Source organism: Brevundimonas sp., from assembly GCF_016463295.1.
In the GTDB taxonomy this organism is placed as follows: Bacteria; Pseudomonadota; Alphaproteobacteria; order Caulobacterales; family Caulobacteraceae; genus Brevundimonas.
Map to the genome: position 1 here is coordinate 1 of NZ_JAEMRO010000037.1, position 20,529 is coordinate 20,529.

The following is a 20,529-nucleotide window of genomic DNA, read 5'->3' on the forward strand; positions in this document are numbered from 1 at the left end:
CCCTTGCGGCGCACGACCTTGCAGTCGCGGTGGCGGGTCTTGAGCGACTTGAGCGAGCTGCGGACCTTCATGGTCTTCGTCCTGAATCAAAATCAAAAATAGAAAAGCCCCCGGCCCCCAATTGATGGGCGGACCAGCGGCGGAACGGGGCGTATAGTGGGGGTTGGCGGAGACGTCAACCGCGAACGGGTGGTTTGAAATGAGCGCTCTTGGTATCTGCTGAATGAGATTGCGGGCAGCAATCAAGGAGAACGACATCATGACCATGCGCTCGGGTTGTCCGGCCGCGTTCCTGTTGGCGGCGGTGTTCGCATCGGTCGGAATTTCAGCCTGTGGGGCATCACCACCAATGTCAGCCGCAGATCACGCTTTCGACAAGGCGCTCTCAACAGAATTATCCGAGGGCTACCCTATTTCAATAGTTGCCCTCGAGCCGAAAAACTGGACGTTGGTTTGCGTGGTCGGGGAGGAACGACCGAAAGACATGCTCCGAAACCACACCGCGCGGCCTGAGGAACGCGCATTCGAAAGCTTGTTTGATGCGGCAGGTTATTGGTCTGGCCCGAGCTCGGCTTTTGCCTTCGTCTACGAGAATGGCGTTGAGGTTCGACCGGTCAATGGCCTGCATGTGAATATGGGCGAACCGATCAATCGCTGTGTGCCGAGGTCTGAAGCAATTCTTGTTCAGAACGGAGAGGGTGGATGGCAATTCCGTGCGTTTCCCGCATAGCTGAATCTGGCTCACGCTCAAGCAGCGAGCCGTCGCGCGGCGAACGCTAGCGCCCTAACAAACCAGAGATCGCCCCGCGATCTCTGGAGGCCTGGCCTCCGAGTTGAACGGAGGGTCTGCGGGGTTGCACCCCCGCCGCGTCGCCCCTCCGCCACCAGGCCGTATCAGAGAGCACGCTCCTTATCGCGCCGGACCCTTGCCACCGCGTTTCCAGATGCGGTTAGCGCGCGGTTTACCCTTTTCTCCGATCCAGAGAGGCTGAACCGCCGCCAGGCGACGCAACGGCCCTGCGGCTCGCGCACTTGTCATCACGCCTCCCGCCTCCTGCCGCTAGAGTACCGTCATGCGTTCCAGATTCAGTCTTCTCCTGCTCCTGTCCGTCGCCGCCTGCGGTCCCATGCTGCCCGAGGCCCCGCCCGCCGGCCCGACGACCGCTCCGCTGCCCGGCGCGCCTGCACCCTCGACACCTGCGCCCGCGCCGACCACGCCCGCCCCGGCCGGCCCCGCCGATCAGGCCGGCTTCGACGGCTGGAAACAGGGCTTCCTGTCCCGGCACGGCGGCGACCGCGCCACCTTCTATGCGCGCGAGCTGGAGGGCCTGACACCGGACCCCAACGTCGTGCGCCTGGACGGTAATCAACCGGAGTTCAGCCGCCCGGCCGGGGCCTATATCCAGAATGCGGCGTCCGCGACCCGCATCGCCCAGGGTCGCCGCCTGTCCGAGCGCGTGCCCTTTGCGGTGGTCCAGCAATACGGCGTGCCGACCGAAATCCTAGTTTCTATCTGGGGCAATGAAAGCGCTTTCGGTCAGGTTCAGGGCAACTATGACGTCATCCGCTCGCTGGCGACGCTGGCCTATGACGGTCGCCGCCGCGCCTGGGCCGAGACGGAGCTCAAGAATGCGCTCGACATCGTCATCGATGGCAAGCGCGAGCGCGCGGGCCTGAAGGGCAGCTGGGCCGGGGCCATGGGCCAGACCCAGTTCATGCCCAGCACCTATACCCGCCTGGCCGTGGATCAGACCGGCGACGGCCAGATCGACATCTGGGGCTCGGACGCCGACGCGCTGGCGTCTGCCGCCAACCTCCTGGCCCAGGCCGGATGGAAGCGCGGCCAGTCCTGGGGCTATGAGGTCATCCTGCCCTCAAACTTCGACTACACCCAGGCCGAGGGGCCCAAGCACAAATGGAGCGACTGGGCGGCGCGTGGCGTGCGCCTGGCCCACGGCGGCAGTCCGAACCAGCTGGAAGCGCTCGAGGACGGCGTGATCCTGCTGCCCCAGGGCGCGCGCGGCCCCGCCTTCCTGGCCCTGCCCAACCACTATGTGATCCGCCAGTACAACAACTCGGTCTCCTATGCCCTGGCCATCGGCCTGACGGCGGACGGCATCGCGGGCAAGCCCGGCCTGGTCGGCACCTGGCCCGACGACGCGCCCCTGTCGCGCGACCAGCGCATCGGGGCCCAGCGCGCCCTGACGGCCATGGGCTTCGACACGCAAGGGGTGGACGGCGTCATCGGGGCCAACACCCGCTATGCGCTCCGCCGCTGGCAGGCCGCCAACAACCGCACCCCCGACGGCTACCTGACCGCCGACCTCGCCGACGAACTGATCCGTCGGGGCGGGTAGCACCAGGCTCCTTCTCCCCCTGCGGGTGGAGGAATTGGCGGCGGTCTCGTCGCCGGGCATCAAGGGCTCTCCGCGACGGCGGGATGACAAGGGGGACGACGTCCTAGTCCGGCTCTCCGTCCCTGAACCGCCACTTCATGGCCAGGACCACGGCTGCCATGACCAGTGCGCAGGCGTTGGCGACGACGATGGGCCAGGCGGTCGTCATGACCCCATAGGCGGTCCACAGCACGAAACAGGTCACCGTCAGGGAATAGGTCTTGAGCGACACCGAGGAGGCGTCGCGATCCTTCCAGATCTTGATCATCTGGGGCGCGAAACTGGTGATCGAACACAGGGCGGCGGCAGTGCCTACGACATTGGCGACCAGATCGCTCATGCCCTGGCCTTGGGCGAGGCCTTCGCGGGCTGTTCGGCCTCGATGTCGCTGGCCCTCTTGGCCGGCTTGCCCTTGATCGCCCGCGCGGGCTTGCCCTGATGCACGGCGATGCCGCGGGCCTCGACTTCGGCCAGGATGGCGTCCAGTTCGCGCTCGGTCAGGTGTTCGATGCCGATGAAGCGGGCGTCGGCCTGTTTGATGGCGAAGATCAGTTCGTCCAGCTTGGCCTGCATGGCCGCCCCGTCGCGGTTCTGGGTGTTCTGGATCAGGAACACCATCAGGAAGGTGACGATGGTCGTGCCGGTATTGATCACCAGCTGCCACGTCTCGCTGAACTTGAAGATCGGCCCGCTGATCGCCCAGATCAGCACGACGGCCAGGCAGGCGATGAAGGTCCACGGCTTGCCCGCCACCTTGGCGGTCAGGGTCGCGAACCGGATGAACAGCTTTTCCATGACGGCCTAACCGCTTCGCTTGGGCGCGGTTCCGGTTCTATTGCGGTTGCTGCCCCGGTGCCCGCCGCGCCTGGGTTTTCTGCTCGAAGGCATGTCCCAGCGACAGGATGCGGGCGTCCTCCCACTGGCCGCCGATGAAGCTGATCCCCACCGGCATGGCCCGGTCGAAGCCCATCGGCACGGTCAGGTGCGGATAGCCGGCGACGGCGGCTAGGCGGCTGGCAGAGCCCTTCATGTCGTCCTCGTCCTCCGGGTCGTTGGTCCAGGCACGCGAGGTGGTCGGCGCGACAAGAGCGACGACGCGGTGATCGGCCATCATCCGGTCGATGCCGTCCGGCCCCGCCGCCTGCAACGACTTCGTCCGCGCCTCAACATAGGCCGGATCGGTCAGGCCACCGGTCGCCTCGGCCCGCTCGAAAAGGTCCTGGCCGAACAGCACCGTCTCGCGCGGCTCGGCGGCATTGAAGGCGATGACGTCGGCGAGGGTGCGCGTCGGCACCTGCTGTGGGTCGGTCGAGGCCAGATACAGGTTCAGGTCGTGCTTGAGCTCGGTCAGCAGCACAGTCAGCTCCCAGCCGCCGATCTGACGGAACTGGGCCGGGGCCTCGGTGATCTCGACGATCTCCGCGCCGGCCTCGCGCATGGCCTGCAGCGACCGCTCGAACGCGGCCCGGGTCTCTTCGGAATAGGACGGCAGCAGGAAGGCCATCACCCCGATCCGCGCGCCGTTCAGGGACCCGGCATCCAGGGCGGCGCGGTAATCGACCTTGCGCGCATCGGCCTCGGCCGTGGTGGGGTCCAGCGGATCGGACCCGGCGATGACGCCCAGCACGATGGCCGCGTCCTCGACCGTCGTGGTCATCGGACCCGCGGTGTCCTGTGAATGGCTGATGGGCACGATATGCGTCCGGCTGACCAGACCCACGGTCGGCTTGAAGCCAACGATGCCGTTGACCGAGGCCGGACAGGTGATCGAGCCATCCGTCTCCGTCCCGATCGCCGCCGGAGCCAGCCCGATGGCCACGGCGACGGCGCTTCCGGACGACGAGCCGCAGGGGGTCCGTTCTGGGTCGTAGGGGTTACGGGTCTGACCGCCCACAGCGCTCCAGCCGCTGATGCTTTCCGAGGAGCGGATGTTGGCCCATTCGGACAGGTTGGTCTTGCCGAGGATAACGGCACCGGCGGCGCGGAGACGGGCTGAGACAGGCGCATCGCGTCCCGGCGCGTTGTTCACCAACGCCAGAGAGCCCGCCGTTGTCGGCATGTCGGCGGTCTCGATGTTGTCTTTGAGGAAAATCGGCATACCCGCCACCGTTTCCACGTCCGACCAGTCTACGAACCGAGGTCCATCTGCCCAAACCAGGACGCTGTTCAACCCTCTCAGGCGATCTTCAATACAGTTGAAGGTGCCGAATCGCGTTGGGTTGGAAACGTTTCGTGGAGCTAACGGACCTAGCGCACAGCCCCACGACGCAGCCTGCTCTGCTAAAGGCAAATCCCGCCAACAGTTTCCAACGCCGCGATCGCAGTCCGCTGCGACAGCGATCGGCCGGTGCTGAGCCTGCGACGGGCTGGACCAGAAGCAGGTCGAAAGCGCCGTTGCTAAAACTGCTAGTCCGAAGAGCGAGACCGTTCGCCGATGGTCCGGTCGAAGAAGTCGAGATAGGTCCGCCATTGCTGCAGTTGCCTTTCATTGCCCCGGACGCCGTGGCGCTGGCCGGGATAGAGCATGAGTTCGAACGGCATGCTGCGCGATTGCAGCGCGTCGATCACCCGCGTGGAGTTCTCCAGGATGACATTGTCGTCGGCCATGCCGTGCATCAGCAGTAGCCGCCCCGTCATGTTCGGCAGGCGCGGGATGACGTCGGAGGCGGCATAGCCCTCGGCATTGGCCTGGGGCGTCGACATATAGCGTTCGGTGTAGTGGGTGTCGTACAGGCTCCACTCCGTCGGCGGAGCGCCTGACGCCGCTGCGGCCAGCCCCATGCGCGGCTCCGTGATGGCCATCAGGCTCATGAAGCCGCCGTAGGACCAGCCCATCATGGCGATCCGGTCGTCATCCACGAAGGACAGCGATCTCAGATAGTTCGCACCCAGAACCTGATCCTCGATCTCAGGCTGGCCCATCTTCAGATAGAGCGCCTGTTTGAAGGCCGTGGAGCGGTCGCCCTCGCCCCGGTTGTCCAGGCGGAAGACGATATAGCCGGCCTCGGTCAGCAGCTGGTTGGTCGCCGACTGCCAGCCGCGACGGACGCCGCCGCCCGACGGCCCGCCATAGACCTGCATCACCACCGGATAGGTCTTGGTCGGATCGAAGCCCGGCGGTGTGGTCATCTGCCAGACCAGGGTCTCGCCGTGGCTTTCCAGTTCGCCGAAGGTGACCTGACCGCGGCGGGAGACATAGGGGAAATAGGGGTGGCTCTCGTCCAGCCGGTTCTCCTCGATCCAGCGCACAAAGGTGCCGTCGGCGCGGTAAAGGCCCGACTGCGCCGGCGTGTTCAGGTCGGTGTAGTTGCCGACATAGGCCGTGCCCGTCCGGTTCATCGATGCGCCCCACCAGCCACCTTCTGGCGTCACGGCGACCGGGGTCACCGTCCGGCGCAGCGAGGCGCGGAACATCTGCTGTTCGATCGGCAGTTCGCGCCCGTCGCGCATGGAGGCGGTAAAGAAAACTTCACCCGTCGTCTGATTGACGCCGTTCAACCCCTTGATCGGATAGGCCCCACGCGTGATCGCCCGCAGGCGACGGCCCTCGCGGTTGTAGAGATACAGATGTCGCCAGCCGGTCTCTTCGGACGACCAGATGAAGGTCCCGTCCTCCAGCGCGCGGAAGTCGTTGGTCAGGGGCACCCAGGCGTCGGAGCGCTGGGTCACGATCACACGCGACGCCCCCGTGGCCGGATCGACGCTGAGCAGGTCCAGCCGCTTCTGATCGCGAGACTGGCGCTGGACATAGAGCGTCCGCCCGTCCGCCGACCAGTTGACCCGCGCCAGATAGATGTCGGTGTTTTCGCCCAGATCGACCTTGATCCGCTGGCCGCTCTGACGGTCCTGCACATACAGTTCGACCACCGCATTGGGGCGGCCCGCGCGGGGATAACGCTGCTCGATCACGCTGGCCCCGCCGCCGGTGATGTCCAGGCGAGGAACGATGTCGACGGTGGATTCATCCGTGCGCTGAAGGGCGATGTAGCGTTCGTCCGGGCTCCACCAGTAGCCGGTGTCGCGGTCCATCTCCTCCTGAGCGATGAACTCGGCGGTGGCCCAGGTGATCAGGCCGTCGCCGTCGGTGGTGACGGGGGCCTCCGTGCCCGCCGCCAGGTCATAGACGACCAGATCCTGATCGCGGACCCAGGAGACGAAATTGCCCTTGGGCGAGACCTTGGCGTCGATCTCGTCCGCGTCGGTTTCCGTCAGGCGACGGACGGCACCTCCGGCGCGCTCGGCCAGGAAGACGTCGCCCTCAAGCGGGGCCAGGATGTAGCGCCCCTGTTCGTCCCAGAAATATTCGACCACGCCGCGCTGGCTGATGCGCATCCGCTCGCGCCGGGCCTTCTCGGCCTCCGACAGTTCACCGGCGTCCGGCACCAGGGCCCGGGCGTCGATCAGCTTGAACGGCTCGCCCTCGCCCGTCGGGGCGGCCCACAGGTCCAGCACATCCACGTCGTCCTCACGCGAGCGCAGAAAGGCGACCAGTTCGCCGTCGGGCGACAGGGACACGCCCCGCGCCACCGGCCCGGCCAGCGATGGATTGGCGAACACCCGCTCGGGCGTCAGCACGGCCGGATCGGCGCTCTGGGCCAGGGCGGCGGTGAAGGGGGCCTGGGCGGCCAGAAACAGGGCGGAGGCGAGAAGGTGTTTGCGCATGGGCCGGGACGCTAAAGAGGGATTCTGCCCCCGTCACCCCCTGCGCGGCATCAATCGGCCATTCCCAGGCCGGATCGGTGCAGGCATCCTGTCGCCATGACCGAATCCGATGGCCGCTGCGGCTGGTGCGGCACCGATCCGCTCTATGTCGCCTACCACGACACCGAATGGGGCGTGCCGGAGTATGACGCCCGCGCCCTGTGGGAAAAGCTGGTGCTGGACGGGTTTCAGGCGGGCCTGGCCTGGATCACCATCCTGCGAAAGCGCGAGGGTATCCGCGATGCTTTCGAAAACTTCGATCCCGAGATCGTGGCCCGCTATGGCGAGGCCGATATCCAGCGCCTGCTGGGCGATGCCCGCATCATCCGCTCACGCGCCAAGATCAACAGCGCGATCAGGGGCGCGCAGATCTGGCTCAAGATGCGCGACGAGGGCGAGGATTTTTCTGCCTGGCTGTGGTCGTTCGTGGACGGCCAGCCCATCCAGAATACCTGGTCCGACTATCGCGTCGGGCCGACCCAGACGCCGCAATCCGTCGCCATGACCAAGGCGCTGAAGGCGCGCGGCTTCACCTTCTGCGGGCCGGTCATCGTCTATGCCTTCATGCAGGCCGTGGGGATGGTCAACGATCATCAGACGCGGTGCTTTCGCCACGCCCAGGTTCGTGCGATGGCGCGGCCATGACTGCGGTTCGCAACATCCCTTCCCTGTCGCTGGAGACCGACCTGTCGCGTGCGGCCGGCGGGCCGGTCTGCGGTGTGGACGAGGCCGGTCGCGGGCCATGGGCCGGGCCGGTGTCGGCGGCGGCCGTCATCCTGAACGCCGACGACCTGCCGCCCGGCATCGACGATTCAAAGGCGCTGACGGAAAAGCGCCGGTTCGAGATGGAGCCGGTGATCAAGGCCCGCGCCCTAGCCTGGGGCGTCGGCTTTGCTACGGTGGAGGAGATCGCGGAACTGAACATCCTGCACGCCACCGGCCTGGCCATGTGCCGGGCCATCGAGGCGATGTCGGTCCAACCCGTGGCGGCATTGGTGGATGGCAATTACCGCTTCAAACTGCCCTGCGATGTCCAGACCGTGATCAAGGGGGACAGCCTGTCGCTGTCGATCGCGGCGGCCTCCATCCTGGCCAAGACGGCGCGGGATCGGCTGATGATCGAACTGGATGGGCAGTATCCCGGCTACGGCTTCGCGGGACACAAGGGCTACAATGCCCCCATTCATTCACAGGCTCTCAAAACCCTCGGCCCCTGCCCGGCGCATCGCCGCAGCTGGGCACCGATCAGGGCGCTGCTGGAGGCCTAAAGCGACAGGCCGCTACCAGCCAGCGCGCCAGCGAGGGCTGCAATCATACCGCCCAAGGCGATGACGGCCCAGGTCTGGACGCGGTCGTAGCTGTCGGACTGCGGCTGAGCCACTGCCCTGGCGACAGGGCGGCGACCAAAGGTCTGCGCCTCGCTGCGACGCATGGCGTCGAAGGCATCGGCGGGCTGGCTCGCGGGGGTGTAGCGTGACGGTTCCATGTCGGCTTAACGGCCTTGGCCAACAGCGGTTCCTGAGATGAAGTCCGCAGGTCGCTGCAGCGCCACGGTTGCACCATGACACGTCCAGCAAACAGCGTTATTGACTCGCATAGCGTGTGCAGCCCAACCTGAGGTCGCAAGAGAGGGGCAATCATGAAAACGTCAGTCATAGCCATCGCGGTCGCGTCCCTGGCCATCGCCGCCTGCGACACCCTGCCGAAGCCCGGAACCCGAAGCTATCTGTCGGTGGCGACGCGAGCCCAACCCCCCAATGGGCCCGTGCGGACGATCGGCACGCTCTTCGTCTGGAGCAACGACGTGAATGCCGGCGTGATTTATGAGAGCGGCAATATCTGCATGCAGCGGGCCATGACCGCCCGGGCCACGAGCGGAAGCCTGGATGCCAGCGCGAATGCCGAGGCACCTGCCAGCGTGCTGGCCGGTATGACAGCGGCGGCGTCGGACGCCAGCGACAGCGGTAACATGGAGGCGGCTGCGGCCATGTCTGCGGCCATCGCCCAGACCGCCACGGCCCTGTCGGCCACCAGCGAGCGGACGGCGTTTCTCGACATCGGCATGTTCTACATCTGCCAGCTCAGTGCCAACGGGCGAATTTCGGCCCCCGAAACCAATCAGCTGGCGCTTCAACTGGTTGAATCTGCCGCCGGGATGACGCCGACAGGCACTGTGCCCAGAGCCGACGCGCCGCAGTATCGCGAACGAACCGAGCGCTAGGTCCGAAGTCAGGCGGCGTCGGCCAGCTTCAGAGGCCGATCGCCGACCACGAACAGATATTCCACATTGCGCAGCCGCCCCACGGTCCCGACCTTCTCGCCCTTGGGATTATGGATGCCGATGCGGGCCCCGACGTAGCGCGGGTGCTGGATCTCGATGACCTGCACCTCGCCACGCACCGACAGCATCTCGACCAGCTGATCGCGTGACAGATACCCTTCGTCGTTGAAGGACACGACCAGATTGGGGGTCTTCACCCCGTCGATCACAGCCTTCAGGGCAGGCGCGATGCCGGGGCGGCTGTTGAAGGGGCTCTTGCGCGTGCGCACGTCGATCCGCTTGTTGGCGACGCCATAGGTTTCAGGCCTGTCCCACAGCACCAGGCTTTCCCAGCAGTGGTAGTTGCCGAGATAGGAATGTTGATTGTACGGCGGGTCCAGATAGACCAGATCGGCCTCGACCTCCGGGGCCAGTTCGACCGCATCCGCTTGCGTCGCCCGGCACGGCCCCGCCGCCACGCCCGGCAAGATGTCGGGCATCCGCAGTTCCAGCGGCTTCAACGCCCGCGCAGCCCAGGCCTTCATATAGGCCATCTGCACCCCGGCGGTGGAATCGACCCGGTCCGCGGCCTCCATCAGGCTGACCAGGGCAATGGCTTCCAGTTCGGGCTCCAATGTCAGAGCCGCGATCCGGTCGCGGATGGCGTCGATGCGCGCACCGTTCTCGGGCGTGAAATAGCGGGCGTCCTCGCAGAAGGCGCGGGTGAACCAGCCGGCCTGGGGCGTCACCGTCCGCAACTCGGCAAGCACCGTCTCGGCCTTGGCCTCCCACCGCTCGCGATCCGCCTGCACATATGCGGTGGCCAGCACATGGGCATAGGCGTTGACGTCGTTGGACCAGACGCGGAAGCCCTGTTTCTTCAGCGCGTGCCCGACCCGGGCGGTGCCTGAAAACAGATCGCAGACCAGTCCCCCATCGGGCAGCCGACCACTGACCGCCGATGCGATCTGGGTCAGCAGCGCCCGTTTGGAACCGATGTATTTGATCATGCCGATCCTTGTAGGATCAGGCGCGCGACTTGCCGCCCTTCGCTGGAGCATGGGCCAGTCGCAGCAGATTCGCAGCCCCCGGCGCACCGAAGGGCGTCCCGGCCAGGATCAGCACCCTCTGTCCCGGCTGCGCCAGGCCATAGCTCATGGCGCTCTTGACCGCGTCGTCGGTGACGTCTTCCAGCGACGTCGGCTCCTTGCCCAGCCGGGTTTCCAGACCCCAGACCAGAGCCAGCCTGCGCGCAGTGTCCGGATTGGGCGTCAGAGCCAGAACCGGCAGCAAAGGCCGCTCGCGCGCCATGCGCCGCGCCGTCCCGCCCAGGGTGGTGAACACCACGATACAGGCCGTCGACTGCGCCTGGGCCGCCTTGCCCGCCGCCGCGACCAGGGCATCGGCGTCGATATCGTCCATGCCGGCGTGTTCGGCGTCCATCAGGCCGGGCCACAGGGGGTCGCTTTCGACCCGCTCGATAATCCGGCTCATCACCGCCACGGACTCGAGCGGATACTGGCCCGAGGCCGTTTCGGCCGACAGCATCAAGGCATCGGCCCCCTCATAGGCGGCATTGGCGACGTCCGAGGCCTCGGCGCGGGTCGGCGCGGGGGCGGCGGTCATGCTCTCCAGCATCTGGGTCGCCACGATGACCGGCACCCCGCGCTGGCGGGCGGCGCGGATGATCATCTTCTGAGCCACCGGAACCTCTTCGGGCTCCAGCTCGACGCCCAGATCGCCGCGCGCGACCATGACGCCGTCGCAATAGTCCAGAATGCTGTCCAGCTGGGCCAGGGCCTGGGGCTTTTCGATCTTGGCCAGGCAGGCGGCACGGCCCTTCACCAGCTGTTTCAGCTCGGCCATGTCCTCGGCCTTCTGGACGAAGCTCAGCGCCACCCAGTCCACGCCGATGCGCAGGGCGAAGGCCAGGTCCTCGCGATCCTTGGGCGTCAGGGCCGAAACCGGCACGACCGCCTCGGGTACCGCCACACCCTTGCGATCCGACAGCTTGGAGCCGCTTTCGACCGTCACATCGGCCCATTCGTCGGTGCGCTCGCCAACCCGCAGCCGCACCCGCCCGTCGTCGAGCAGCAGCAGCATGCCGGTCCGCAGGGCCTTGAAAATTTCCGGATGCGGCATCTCCACCCGCGTGGCGTCGCCGGGCGTGGGATCCAGGTCGAAGCGCATCCTGTGGCCCGGCTTGACGTCGATCTCGACCTCGGCGAACCGGCCCAGCCGCAGCTTGGGTCCTTGAAGGTCGGCCAGCACGCCCAGCGGTCGTTTCAGCGCCATTTCCGCGCCCCGCACGGCCTTCAGGGCCGCCGCATGATCCTCATGCGTGCCGTGGCTGAAGTTCAGACGGAAGACATCCACCCCGGCCTGGGCCAAGGCCTTGACCGTGCCGGGCGCGCGGCTGGCCGGTCCCAGGGTGGCGACGATGCGGGCGCGGCGGGCTCTGATCATCGAAAGTCCATGCGGGCAAGAGGGATGATGCATCCTTGTGCCCACGAAACGCGCTGCGGTTAAGCCGCGATCGCCGCGCGAAACACGAAGTTATGCGCTATGCAGAGCTCGGACAGAGACAGAGGCACCAGAAATGGCCGGACTGAAGGACAAGCGCGGCTTCATCGACAAGGACCGGCTGGACCTGTCCGAACGTCAGGCCGTCGAATACTGGATGAAACGCTGGGGCGTGACGCGCGATCAGATCACCGCCGCCCACCGCAAGGCCGGTCGCATGGTCAAGGACATTGCCGCCGAACTGGGCAAGAAGCGCTGACTTCAGGCTGAGGGTGCCGCAAGGCGACAGGATCGCGAAAGGCGACCGATCCAGTGTCATGGTGCATCGCGATCCATCGTCTGTAGCAGCGCGGTCTTCTAGATCGGCGCTGCACGATGAGGCTGTGCGCCCAATCCTGTGGGGAACGTATGGATCGCTTTCAGTTCACGGCGTTGATCGCCGTCCTTGCCTCGATATCGACCGGCGCCTGCGGCAGCGAGAAGGCCGACGCGTCCGCTGTAGTCGCCACCCCGGCGCCCGTCGCGCAAGCCGAGCGCGCTGAAGCGGTCGTCGTGGAAACCCAGACCGCCGCCGTCCGCGACCGTCCTGTGATGACCGAAAGCGACAGCATCCGTCTGCAGATGGCCGAGGCGGCCTGCCGACAGAATGATTTCAGAGGCTTCTTCACCGCCTTCACCGGCTCTTGGCGGGTGCGCGAACGCTATACCGCCGACCCGATCAGCTTTGGCCAGACGGGCCAGTCGCGTCGCCTGTCGCGTCAGACCTATGCCGATGAGGATCCCTACCCCGTCGCCACCATGGATTATTTCTACGTCACCTCCGAATCGGCGGCGCAGTTCGACCGGAATGGCGGCGATCCGAAATCGCTTCGCTACGTCCAGGTCGAGATCAATCAGGCGGGCGACGGACGCAATCGCGTCGACTGGCTGCCCGGCATCTTCGAGAAAGACCTGACGCCGCCGCCGCGCGATCTGGGCGACGGCCTGGGCGATCTGGTCCAGGAGACGGGATCCGGAGGCTACCTCCTGTTCCGTCCGACCGCGACCTGCTGGGAACTGGTCGATGATATCCGCAACCCGCCGCTGGAGCTTTGACGGCCGTGAGTATTCTGACTGCAATCCTGATCCGCTATCGCGCGATCCTGTTGGTCATCGGCACGACCCTGGGGCTGTTCGCGGTGACGTCGCCGGCCCAGGCCCAGTACGCCTGTCCTGGCGACACGCCCAACGACAGGATGGTCGGCATGCACAATCCGGGCAACGGGGTCGCACCCCATCCGATTTGCGTACCGAGGAACAGCCAGCCGGCGGCTCCCGCACCGCCGCCGCGCATCATCAACACCTACGCCTCGATCGCCATGCATCCCGACGTGGATGGCCTCTGGATGGAAGGTAATTTCGATGGTCCCAATGGGGCCGAGCCCAAGGTGATGGCCTTGTGTCAGCAAGCGATGGGTGGGGGCTGCGTGTCCGTGGGCGAGTGGCAGAACTCGGACATGGCCATAGCCCGCGACTGGAACGGTTATCTGACCAGTGGGTGGGGCCGAAACGGCAACGAGGCCCGGCAGTCGGCCCTGAACGCCTGTCGGCGGGAACAGCCCACGCCGTGCGAGATCGTCGGCACCTATGGCTCTGGCCGTCAGCGCATTCAGCCCCGGCTGCCGCGCGATCTCAAGCTGTATGGTGCAGGGGCCTGGCCACAGGACACGGGTGACGCCAATGCGCCGCCGCCGCGCAACCGCGCCTGGATCGCAACGGGCCACCGGAGCGAGGCCGAAGCCACCAATGCAGCCGTGACAGCCTGCCAGCAGGCGACGGGCTTGACCTGTGTCTATTGGGCTGTGGCCGGCAACGGCGTGGTCCAGACCTTTGCCAGCGAGCAGCGGAACAGCGCCCTGCCCGAACGCACCGGCAGCCGTGCCGTGGCAGCCGTCAACGCCTGGTGTCGGCAACAAGGCATGCGGTGCCGCCCTCAGCACGCCTATGACAGCCGCCGTTCCGGCCTGTTCGTGCACAATTTCGAGACGGGCAGGCCAGAGTAGCGCTTACGGTGCCGCCTCTACTACGGGAGTTGGGGTGGCTTTGGAGCCGTGGTGCGAGCGGCGGGGGTCGAACCCGCAAGACCGAAGCCGACAGATTTTAAGTCTGTTGCGTCTACCAATTTCGCCACGCTCGCAGGCGCGGACTGTCTAGCAGCGCCGGACGGCTTCGGCCATGCGGCTCGGGATCAATAGCCGCCGCTGGCGGCCGCCGACCCCATGATCGCACCCATGCCGACGACCCACAGCACGCAGATGATCAGGGCGATGGCCGAGGTGACGATGCCGCCGATGGCCAGGCCCTTGCCCGCCGGCTTGTTGACCGCGATGACGCCCATGATCAGCCCGGCTGGTGCCAGGATCCAGGAAATGAATCCGATGAACGGGATCAGCGACAGCACCAGGGCAATGATGCCGGTGATCAGGGAACCGACGGCGAGGCCGGTGCTGGGCGGCGGGCCGCCTTCATTGCGGGTGTCCTGATACCGGACGGGATCATAGTCGCTCATGGTGCCCCCATTTGATTCGAGCGGTTGAACCGAGGTTTTCAGCCTGACCTATCCGAACGCGGTTTGACGAGTCCCTAATTCGACGGCGCAGGCGCAGCCGCGGCTGCCCGGAAATCGACGTCGGAGTTGGCCAGCAGCCACAGGAAGGCGGCCCAGGCGGCGACGTTCTGGGTCATGGCCTCCGGATCGATCCGGTCCAGCACGTCGTCGGCGGTGTGATGGGTGTCGAAATAGTCCGTACCGTCCTGGTTCAGACGAAACGCCGGAACGCCCAGGGCCACGGTCGGGCTGGTATCCGGTCCGCCGCCCGTCGCCGGAGCCGGATCGAACAGCACGCCCAGCGGCGTCAGCACGCCTTGCGCCGCGCGCCGGAAATCGGTGTCCGCTGCGCCTGCGGGCAGGGCCAGGCTGTAGATCGGGCCTGCGCCGAAGTCGCTTTCGGAAATGGCGACATGGTTCGCCATCTGATCGCGGCGCGTCTCGGCATAGTGACGGGCCCCGGCCAGGCCCTGGGCGGGCGGCGGCTGGCTGACCTCTTCGGATCCCCACCAGACGACGCGGATGGTCCGGCGGGGCTTGCGCGGCATATCCTCGATCAGCTTCAGGGCCGCCGCCGTGATCGCCACGCCCGCCCCGTCGTCTATGGCCCCCGTGCCCAGATCCCAGCTGTCCAGATGGCCGCCGATGACGATGACTTCGTCAGCATCCGGACCGGAGCCGCGCACTTCGCCCACCACATTCTGGCTGACGCTGTCGGCGGTGAAACCGGCGGTGGAGAACAGGCGGATGCGCAGCGGCTCGTCCGACAGCCGCCCGATACGGCGCAGCTGGTCGGCGTCCGGCGGGCTCATGGCAAAGGCCGGGATCGTCCCCTCGCCCACCCGCGTCGCGCCCGTGTGGGCAAACCGATGGTCGTGCGTCCCCAGCGACCGCAGCACATAGCCGATGGCCCCGCGTTTTGCCGCCTCGGTCGGGCCCGCGCCGCGAATGGGCGAGGTCGCGCCATAGCCGCGCCCGTCCTGGGACTGGACCGTGTCCTGAAGGACGATGGCAATCTTGCCGGTCAGCGCGCCCTCGGGCTGGTCCAGCATCTGTTGATAGGTTTCGAAAATCGCGGCCTCGCCCTCGATGCCTTCTGCCGGGGTCGCGATGGATCCGCCCAGGGAGACGATGTTCAGCGGCTGGGCGAAGGGCCCGACAATCTCCACCCGTGCCTCGCCCCGCGTCCACAGGGCCAGGGGAAACTGTTCGATTGAGACATTGTCGAAGCCCATTTCGCGGAACTTGTCCGCGCCCCAGCGCGCAGAGGCCTGTTCCGAGGCCGAACCCGCCAAGCGCGGGCCGAACCGCGTCGTCAGCTCGGACACCAGCGCGTAGGCGACATTGCTGTCCAGCGCCCGGTCGCGCAGCTGCTCTGCCTCGCGGATGGTGCGGGCGTCTTGCGCCAGGGCCGGAGCGGCGGACAGACCAAAAGCAAGCGCACTGGCGCAGAGAAGGCGGGCGGACAGGCGCATGACGGCTCCGGGGGACTCAAGAAGGCAGAGCGAACCGTAGCGGGCACCTCGTACCGCGGGAAGCGACTATCGCGACCTAGGCCTCTTCGCCCTTGACCCAAGCCTCGACCGGCCCTTGCAGCTTAACTGTCAGAGCCTTGCCGCGGCGGTCGACGCGGTTGCCGACGGCCAGGCGGACCCAGCCTTCGGAGATGCAGTATTCCTCGACATTCGTCTTTTCCTCGCCCTTGAAGCGAACGCCGATGCCCTTGGCCAGCAGATCGGCATCGTGGAACGGGCTGTCGGGATCGACGGACAGGCGGTCGGGAAGGTCGGTCATGAACGGGTCTCGGGAAAAATGTCAGGCGGCTTTAACTGACCGTGCGCGCGATACCAAGGCCCTCTTGACCTGACGTAGCGTCACCCGCCTATGTTCGTTTCGAATAAAGACGGACCTGGATCATGAGCGATCTCATCCTGCGTGATTTCACGGCTGCGGCTGCCGACGGCTATTCGCTGTCCATGCGCCTGGTGTCGGCTAAAACTCCACGGGTGGCCGTGCTGGTCAGTTCGGGCACAGGGTTTCCGAAGCGGTTTTACGAACGGTTCGCCCGGCATCTGGCCGGTCGGGGTGCCGCGGTGCTCACTTATGACTTTCGAGGCATCGCAGGGTCGCGGCCCGATGACTTGAGAGCCATGCAGATGGACTATCCCGACTGGGGTCGGCTGGACATGCCCGCCGCCCTGGACGCCCTGATCGAGGCCGCGCCGGGTCTGCCGATCGTGCATGTGGGCCACAGCGTCGGCGGCCATTTTATGGGCTTCATGCCCAACCACGACCGCATCGCCCGCCATGCTTTCGTGAGTGTCGGTAGCGGCTATTGGGGCCATCATCACCGCCGCTACAATCCGATCGAGCTGTTCTTCTGGTTCGGGCTGGGCCCGTTCAGCCTGTGGCGGCACGGCTATGTCAGGAGCGGCGGGTTGTGGAGCGGGGCCGATCTGCCGCGCGGCGTGTTCACGACCTGGCGGCGCTGGTGCCTGAAGCCGACCTATTTCCGCGACGAGCTGGCCGATCGCCTGCTCCCGCATCATTTCGAGGCCGTCACCGCACCGATCCGATCCTGGGTCTTTCCCGACGATCCCATCGCGACGCCACGTACGGCCGCCGACATGCTGAAGGCCTATCCGAATGCTCCGTCCGACGTCATGGTCCGGACGCCAGCCGACTATGGCGTGAAGCGGATAGGGCACGAAGGCGCCTTTCGGCCGCGCATGGAGCGCCTTTGGGACGAGATTTTCGGCTGGCTGGTTGAACCCGCCGCCACGGGTCCTAGTTAAACGGCTCCCTGCACAGGAGCGCGCCATGACCGACCAAGCCACGATCACCGTCGATGGGAACACCATCCCCCTGCTCGGCTTCGGCACCTGGCAGCTGGAGCCCGCTGACGCGCGGCGCATGGTGGCCGAGGCCCTGAGGATCGGATACCGCCATATCGATACGGCCTGGATCTACAAGAATGAGGCGGCGGTCGGCGACGGCATCCGTGATGCGATCGCGGCGGGACATGTCGCACGCGAGGATATCTGGCTGACGACCAAGATCTGGGTCGAGCATTTCGACCATGCGGGTCTGCTGAAACAGGCCGAGGAATCCGCCGCCAGCCTCGGCTTCACCCCCGACCTGCTGCTGCTGCACTGGCCCAAGACGACGCCGCCGTTTGCCGAGACGATCGTGGCGCTAAACGAGGCCAAGGAGAAGGGCTTCACCCGCAACATCGGCCTGTCCAACTTCCCCTCGGCCCAGTTCCGCGAGGCGCAGGACCTGTCGAAGGCCCGGTTGGTCACCAACCAGGTCGAATACCACCCCTACCTGAAGCTGACGAAACTGCTGGAAACCGCCCGGGAGCTGGGGTCGTCCATCACCGCCTGGTCGCCCCTCGCGCAGGGCCAGGTCGCGGACGATCCGACCCTGAAGGAGATCGGCGAGCGCCACGGCAAGTCGGCGGCCCAGGTCACCCTGCGCTGGCTGATCCAGCAGGACGTGATCGCCATCCCGCGCACCACCAAGGTGCACCGCGCCGAGGAGAGCTTCGACATCTTCGACTTCACCCTGACGGACGAGGACATGGATCGCATTCATGCCCTGGCCCGGCCCGATGGCCGCCTTGGCGACTGGCTGGACAAGGCGTTTGAATGGGACCACGAATGGTGATCAGGCCCGCGCAGACGGGCCGATAGGGCAAGGCGACGTCAGCGCTCCATGAAATCTGGGGAGCGTGGCTCAAGGGAGAGGCGCATGGGGTCTGTGCACGGGTTTCCAGCCGTCGATCCGGCGGATGCGGCCGTCGGGGCCCGGCTGAAGCACTGGCGCGAGCGGCGTGGTCTGAGTGTCGAGGCGCTGGCCCGGCTGATGGACCTGAGCCCCGAAGAGCAGCGGCGCATCGAGGCCGGTCGTGCCCATCTGGACAGTCTGCACGTCGGAACCGCCATCAAGGCCCTGCACCTGCCGCTTTGGGCGCTGACGTCAGACACGCGGGCGTACTGACGATGTTCGGGAAACGGGCGCTGTTCTGGTCGGGCTTCAAGGCCGGGTGGCGTGACGCTCGGGGCGATACGACAGCCCTGAAGATCGGTGCGGCCCTCGGCATCGTCGTGGGGCTGGGCCTCTGCGTCGGGATGATGGTGTCGTGAAGACGCTCTGGCGCGGCGTGTTCGCCCTGGTCGGCCTGTTCGCGCTGGGTCTTCAGTATGGTTTGATGATCGGGACGGACCCGGGCCGCATCGCCGCCCTGACCCTGAACTTCTTCAGCTTCTTCACCATCCTGACCAATGTGCTGGTGATGCTGGCCATGTTGCTGCCGGTGATCGCGGGCCGCACCGGCGCGGGACGGGCGATGGCGACACCCGGCGCGCGGGCGGCGGTGACCATGTACGCGGTGGTCGTCGGGCTGGTGTATCATTTCCTGCTGCATGCCACCTGGAACCCGCAGGGCTGGGCCTATGTCGTCAACATACTGCTGCACTACGTCATGCCCGGCGCCATGCTGATCGACTGGCTGGTCTTCGTTCCTCGCGGGCAGCTGACATGGCGTGATCCGGCACGGTGGCTGCTGTTTCCCCTGGCCTATGGCGGCTGGACCCTGATTCACGGATTTGCCACCGACTGGTGGCCCTACTGGTTCGTCGATGTCAGTGAACTGGGGTTGGCCCGCACCGCTGGTTATTTCGCAGGCCTGCTGATGTTCTTCCTGATTGTCGGACTGGTGGTCGTGGCGATCGACCGCAGCCTGCCATCACGTGACAGGACGCCCGTGTCCGCCTAATCCACCGGCATGGCCTATAAATCCCTGCGCGACTTCATGACCATGCTGGAAGCTGAGGGCGAGCTCGTCCGCGTGACCGAGCCGGTCTCGACACATCTGGAGATGACCGAAATCCAGACCCGGCTGCTGCGCAACGGCGGACCGGCGGTGCTGTTTGAAAAGCCGGTCATGCCGGACGGTTCGATCAGTCCGATCCCCTGCCTGGCCAATCTGTTCGGCACGGTGAAGCGGGTGGCCATGGGCGTGACCATGGAGAAGAAGGTCCGCACCACCGCCGCAGAACTGCGCGAGGTCGGCGAACTGCTGGCCTTCCTGCGCAATCCGACGCCGCCGCGCGGTCTGTCGGATGCGGTCCAGATGCTGCCGCTGGCCCAGACCGTCATGTCGATGCGGCCCAAGGTGGTGAAGAAGGCTCCGGTGCAGGAGGTCGTGCTGAAGGGCGATCAGATCGATCTGACGGCCCTGCCCGTCCAGGGCTGCTGGCCCGGTGAGCCGGCGCCCCTGATCACCTGGGGCCTCGTCGTCACCAAGGGACCCAGCGACGACCGCGAGGACGACTTCAACCTGGGCATCTATCGCATGCAGGTGCTCGGCAAGGACAAGGCCGTCATGCGCTGGCTGGCCCATCGCGGCGGGGCCCAGCACTACGCCCGGCACAAGAAGGCCGGAAAGCGCGAGCCCCTGCCCTGCGCCGTCGTTCTGGGGGCCGATCCGGGCACCATACTGGCGGCCGTGACGCCGGTCCCGGACACCCTGTCCGAATATCAGTTCGCGGGCCTATTGCGCGGCCAGAAGGCCGAGCTGGTGCCCTGCAAAACCGTGCCCCTCATGGTCCCGGCCAATGCCGAGATCGTGCTGGAAGGGCACGTCCTGCTGGACGAGCATGCGCCCGAGGGCCCCTACGGCGACCACACCGGCTACTACAACTCGGTCGAGACCTTCCCGGTCTTCCAGGTGACGGCCATCACCATGCGCCGTGACCCCATCTATCTGACCACCTTCACCGGCCGTCCGCCGGACGAGCCCAGCGTGCTCGGCGAGGCGCTGAACGAAGTCTTCATTCCGCTGCTGCGGGCGCAGTTTCCGGAGATCACCGACTTCTGGCTGCCGCCCGAGGGCTGTTCCTACCGCATCGCCGTGGTGTCGATGAAGAAGGCCTATCCCGGCCACGCCAAGCGGGTGATGCTGGGCGTCTGGAGCTATCTGCGCCAGTTCATGTACACCAAATGGGTCATCGTCGTGGACGACGACATCGACGCCCGCGACTGGAAACAGGTCATGT

25 protein-coding genes and 1 tRNA gene are annotated in these 20,529 nt (G+C 66.3%); 14 read left to right on the plus strand and 12 right to left on the minus strand.

What is annotated here, in order from left to right; all coding sequences use genetic code 11:
* Positions 1-71 (minus strand): ribosomal protein bL36 (locus JHC81_RS08995; protein WP_292173598.1); only part of this gene is annotated, 71 nt, incomplete at its 3' end.
* Positions 72-259: 188 nt separating this feature from the next.
* On the opposite strand from JHC81_RS08995, the gene JHC81_RS09000 reads away from it, so the two are divergent.
* A complete protein-coding gene (locus JHC81_RS09000) occupies positions 260-730 on the plus strand; it encodes a hypothetical protein (RefSeq protein ID WP_292173551.1) in 471 nt (156 codons plus the stop codon).
* A gap of 343 nt (positions 731-1,073) precedes the next feature.
* Positions 1,074-2,357: a lytic murein transglycosylase gene (locus JHC81_RS09005; protein WP_292173554.1), complete on the plus strand. Its 1,284-nt coding sequence runs from the start codon at positions 1,074-1,076 to the stop codon at positions 2,355-2,357.
* A 103-nt stretch (positions 2,358-2,460) separates the two neighbouring features.
* Here the strand turns inward: JHC81_RS09005 and JHC81_RS09010 are convergent, their stop codons facing one another.
* The 4 genes from JHC81_RS09010 to JHC81_RS09025 all read right to left on the minus strand — a co-directional run bounded on the left by JHC81_RS09010 (position 2,461) and on the right by JHC81_RS09025 (position 7,058).
* Entirely contained in the window at positions 2,461-2,736 is a 276-nt protein-coding gene (locus JHC81_RS09010) for a SemiSWEET transporter (protein ID WP_292173556.1), read from the minus strand.
* Positions 2,733-3,191 carry a low affinity iron permease family protein gene (locus JHC81_RS09015; RefSeq protein ID WP_292173558.1) on the minus strand — a complete coding sequence of 153 codons (459 nt, stop codon included), beginning with the start codon at positions 3,189-3,191 and terminating at the stop codon, positions 2,733-2,735. Before JHC81_RS09015 ends, JHC81_RS09010 begins: the two co-directional genes overlap by 4 nt.
* Before the next feature lie 37 nt (positions 3,192-3,228).
* A complete protein-coding gene (locus tag JHC81_RS09020; RefSeq protein ID WP_292173600.1) occupies positions 3,229-4,554 on the minus strand; it encodes an amidase in 1,326 nt (441 codons plus the stop codon).
* 248 nt (positions 4,555-4,802) lie between these two features.
* The gene (locus JHC81_RS09025) at positions 4,803-7,058 is read right to left on the minus strand and encodes a S9 family peptidase (RefSeq protein WP_292173559.1); all 2,256 of its coding nucleotides are present in this window, start codon (positions 7,056-7,058) and stop codon (positions 4,803-4,805) included.
* 96 nt (positions 7,059-7,154) lie between these two features.
* Between JHC81_RS09025 and JHC81_RS09030 the strand changes: the two genes are divergently transcribed.
* Positions 7,155-7,742, plus strand: coding sequence for a DNA-3-methyladenine glycosylase I (locus JHC81_RS09030; protein WP_292173562.1), 588 nt, complete (start codon positions 7,155-7,157; stop codon positions 7,740-7,742).
* On the plus strand, positions 7,739-8,365 hold the full coding sequence (locus JHC81_RS09035; RefSeq protein WP_292173565.1) for a ribonuclease HII: 627 nt from the start codon (positions 7,739-7,741) through the stop codon (positions 8,363-8,365). Before JHC81_RS09030 ends, JHC81_RS09035 begins: the two co-directional genes overlap by 4 nt.
* On the opposite strand, the gene JHC81_RS09040 is transcribed toward JHC81_RS09035, so the two are convergent.
* Positions 8,362-8,583 (minus strand): hypothetical protein, encoded by a 222-nt coding sequence (locus JHC81_RS09040; RefSeq protein WP_292173567.1) that lies wholly within the window; start codon positions 8,581-8,583, stop codon positions 8,362-8,364. The two genes, JHC81_RS09035 and JHC81_RS09040, sit on opposite strands and share 4 nt — an antisense overlap.
* 153 nt (positions 8,584-8,736) lie before the next feature.
* Between JHC81_RS09040 and JHC81_RS09045 the strand changes: the two genes are divergently transcribed.
* Complete coding sequence (locus JHC81_RS09045) at positions 8,737-9,318, plus strand: hypothetical protein (RefSeq protein WP_292173568.1); 582 nt, start codon at positions 8,737-8,739, stop codon at positions 9,316-9,318.
* A gap of 8 nt (positions 9,319-9,326) precedes the next feature.
* Here the strand turns inward: JHC81_RS09045 and JHC81_RS09050 are convergent, their stop codons facing one another.
* Positions 9,327-10,367, minus strand: coding sequence for a DNA adenine methylase (locus tag JHC81_RS09050; protein ID WP_292173570.1), 1,041 nt, complete (start codon positions 10,365-10,367; stop codon positions 9,327-9,329).
* A 16-nt stretch (positions 10,368-10,383) separates the two neighbouring features.
* Complete coding sequence (gene pyk, locus JHC81_RS09055) at positions 10,384-11,823, minus strand: pyruvate kinase (RefSeq protein ID WP_292173572.1); 1,440 nt, start codon at positions 11,821-11,823, stop codon at positions 10,384-10,386.
* Positions 11,824-11,956: 133 nt separating this feature from the next.
* On the opposite strand from pyk, the gene JHC81_RS09060 reads away from it, so the two are divergent.
* The 3 genes from JHC81_RS09060 (at position 11,957) to JHC81_RS09070 (ending at position 13,922) form a co-directional block, all read left to right on the plus strand.
* A complete protein-coding gene (locus tag JHC81_RS09060) occupies positions 11,957-12,139 on the plus strand; it encodes a DUF3606 domain-containing protein (RefSeq protein WP_013269402.1) in 183 nt (60 codons plus the stop codon).
* A 149-nt stretch (positions 12,140-12,288) separates the two neighbouring features.
* Positions 12,289-12,975 (plus strand): hypothetical protein, encoded by a 687-nt coding sequence (locus JHC81_RS09065; protein ID WP_292173574.1) that lies wholly within the window; start codon positions 12,289-12,291, stop codon positions 12,973-12,975.
* Between the two features lie 5 nt (positions 12,976-12,980).
* The gene (locus JHC81_RS09070; RefSeq protein WP_292173577.1) at positions 12,981-13,922 is read left to right on the plus strand and encodes a DUF4189 domain-containing protein; all 942 of its coding nucleotides are present in this window, start codon (positions 12,981-12,983) and stop codon (positions 13,920-13,922) included.
* 49 nt (positions 13,923-13,971) lie between these two features.
* Here the strand turns inward: JHC81_RS09070 and JHC81_RS09075 are convergent.
* The 4 genes from JHC81_RS09075 to JHC81_RS09090 all read right to left on the minus strand — a co-directional run bounded on the left by JHC81_RS09075 (position 13,972) and on the right by JHC81_RS09090 (position 16,261).
* Positions 13,972-14,056: transfer RNA gene (locus JHC81_RS09075), tRNA-Leu, on the minus strand.
* 51 nt (positions 14,057-14,107) lie between these two features.
* Positions 14,108-14,428, minus strand: coding sequence for a hypothetical protein (locus tag JHC81_RS09080; protein WP_292173579.1), 321 nt, complete (start codon positions 14,426-14,428; stop codon positions 14,108-14,110).
* 74 nt (positions 14,429-14,502) lie between these two features.
* Positions 14,503-15,942: a M20/M25/M40 family metallo-hydrolase gene (locus tag JHC81_RS09085; RefSeq protein WP_292173581.1), complete on the minus strand. Its 1,440-nt coding sequence runs from the start codon at positions 15,940-15,942 to the stop codon at positions 14,503-14,505.
* A 76-nt stretch (positions 15,943-16,018) separates the two neighbouring features.
* Positions 16,019-16,261, minus strand: coding sequence for a DUF3297 family protein (locus JHC81_RS09090; RefSeq protein ID WP_292173583.1), 243 nt, complete (start codon positions 16,259-16,261; stop codon positions 16,019-16,021).
* A 122-nt stretch (positions 16,262-16,383) separates the two neighbouring features.
* Here JHC81_RS09090 and JHC81_RS09095 point away from each other — a divergent pair, with 122 nt between their 5' ends.
* The 6 genes from JHC81_RS09095 to JHC81_RS09120 all read left to right on the plus strand — a co-directional run.
* Positions 16,384-17,262: an alpha/beta hydrolase gene (locus JHC81_RS09095; protein WP_292173586.1), complete on the plus strand. Its 879-nt coding sequence runs from the start codon at positions 16,384-16,386 to the stop codon at positions 17,260-17,262.
* 25 nt (positions 17,263-17,287) lie between these two features.
* Positions 17,288-18,136 carry an aldo/keto reductase gene (locus tag JHC81_RS09100; RefSeq protein WP_292173587.1) on the plus strand — a complete coding sequence of 283 codons (849 nt, stop codon included), beginning with the start codon at positions 17,288-17,290 and terminating at the stop codon, positions 18,134-18,136.
* A gap of 84 nt (positions 18,137-18,220) precedes the next feature.
* Positions 18,221-18,469: a helix-turn-helix transcriptional regulator gene (locus tag JHC81_RS09105; RefSeq protein WP_292173589.1), complete on the plus strand. Its 249-nt coding sequence runs from the start codon at positions 18,221-18,223 to the stop codon at positions 18,467-18,469.
* A gap of 2 nt (positions 18,470-18,471) precedes the next feature.
* Complete coding sequence (locus JHC81_RS09110; protein ID WP_292173591.1) at positions 18,472-18,615, plus strand: hypothetical protein; 144 nt, start codon at positions 18,472-18,474, stop codon at positions 18,613-18,615.
* Positions 18,612-19,247, plus strand: coding sequence for a Pr6Pr family membrane protein (locus JHC81_RS09115; RefSeq protein WP_292173594.1), 636 nt, complete (start codon positions 18,612-18,614; stop codon positions 19,245-19,247). The genes JHC81_RS09110 and JHC81_RS09115 overlap by 4 nt, the downstream gene beginning before the upstream one ends.
* A 9-nt stretch (positions 19,248-19,256) precedes the next feature.
* A partial coding sequence (locus JHC81_RS09120) for a UbiD family decarboxylase (protein ID WP_292173596.1) occupies positions 19,257-20,529 on the plus strand: 1,273 nt, incomplete at its 3' end.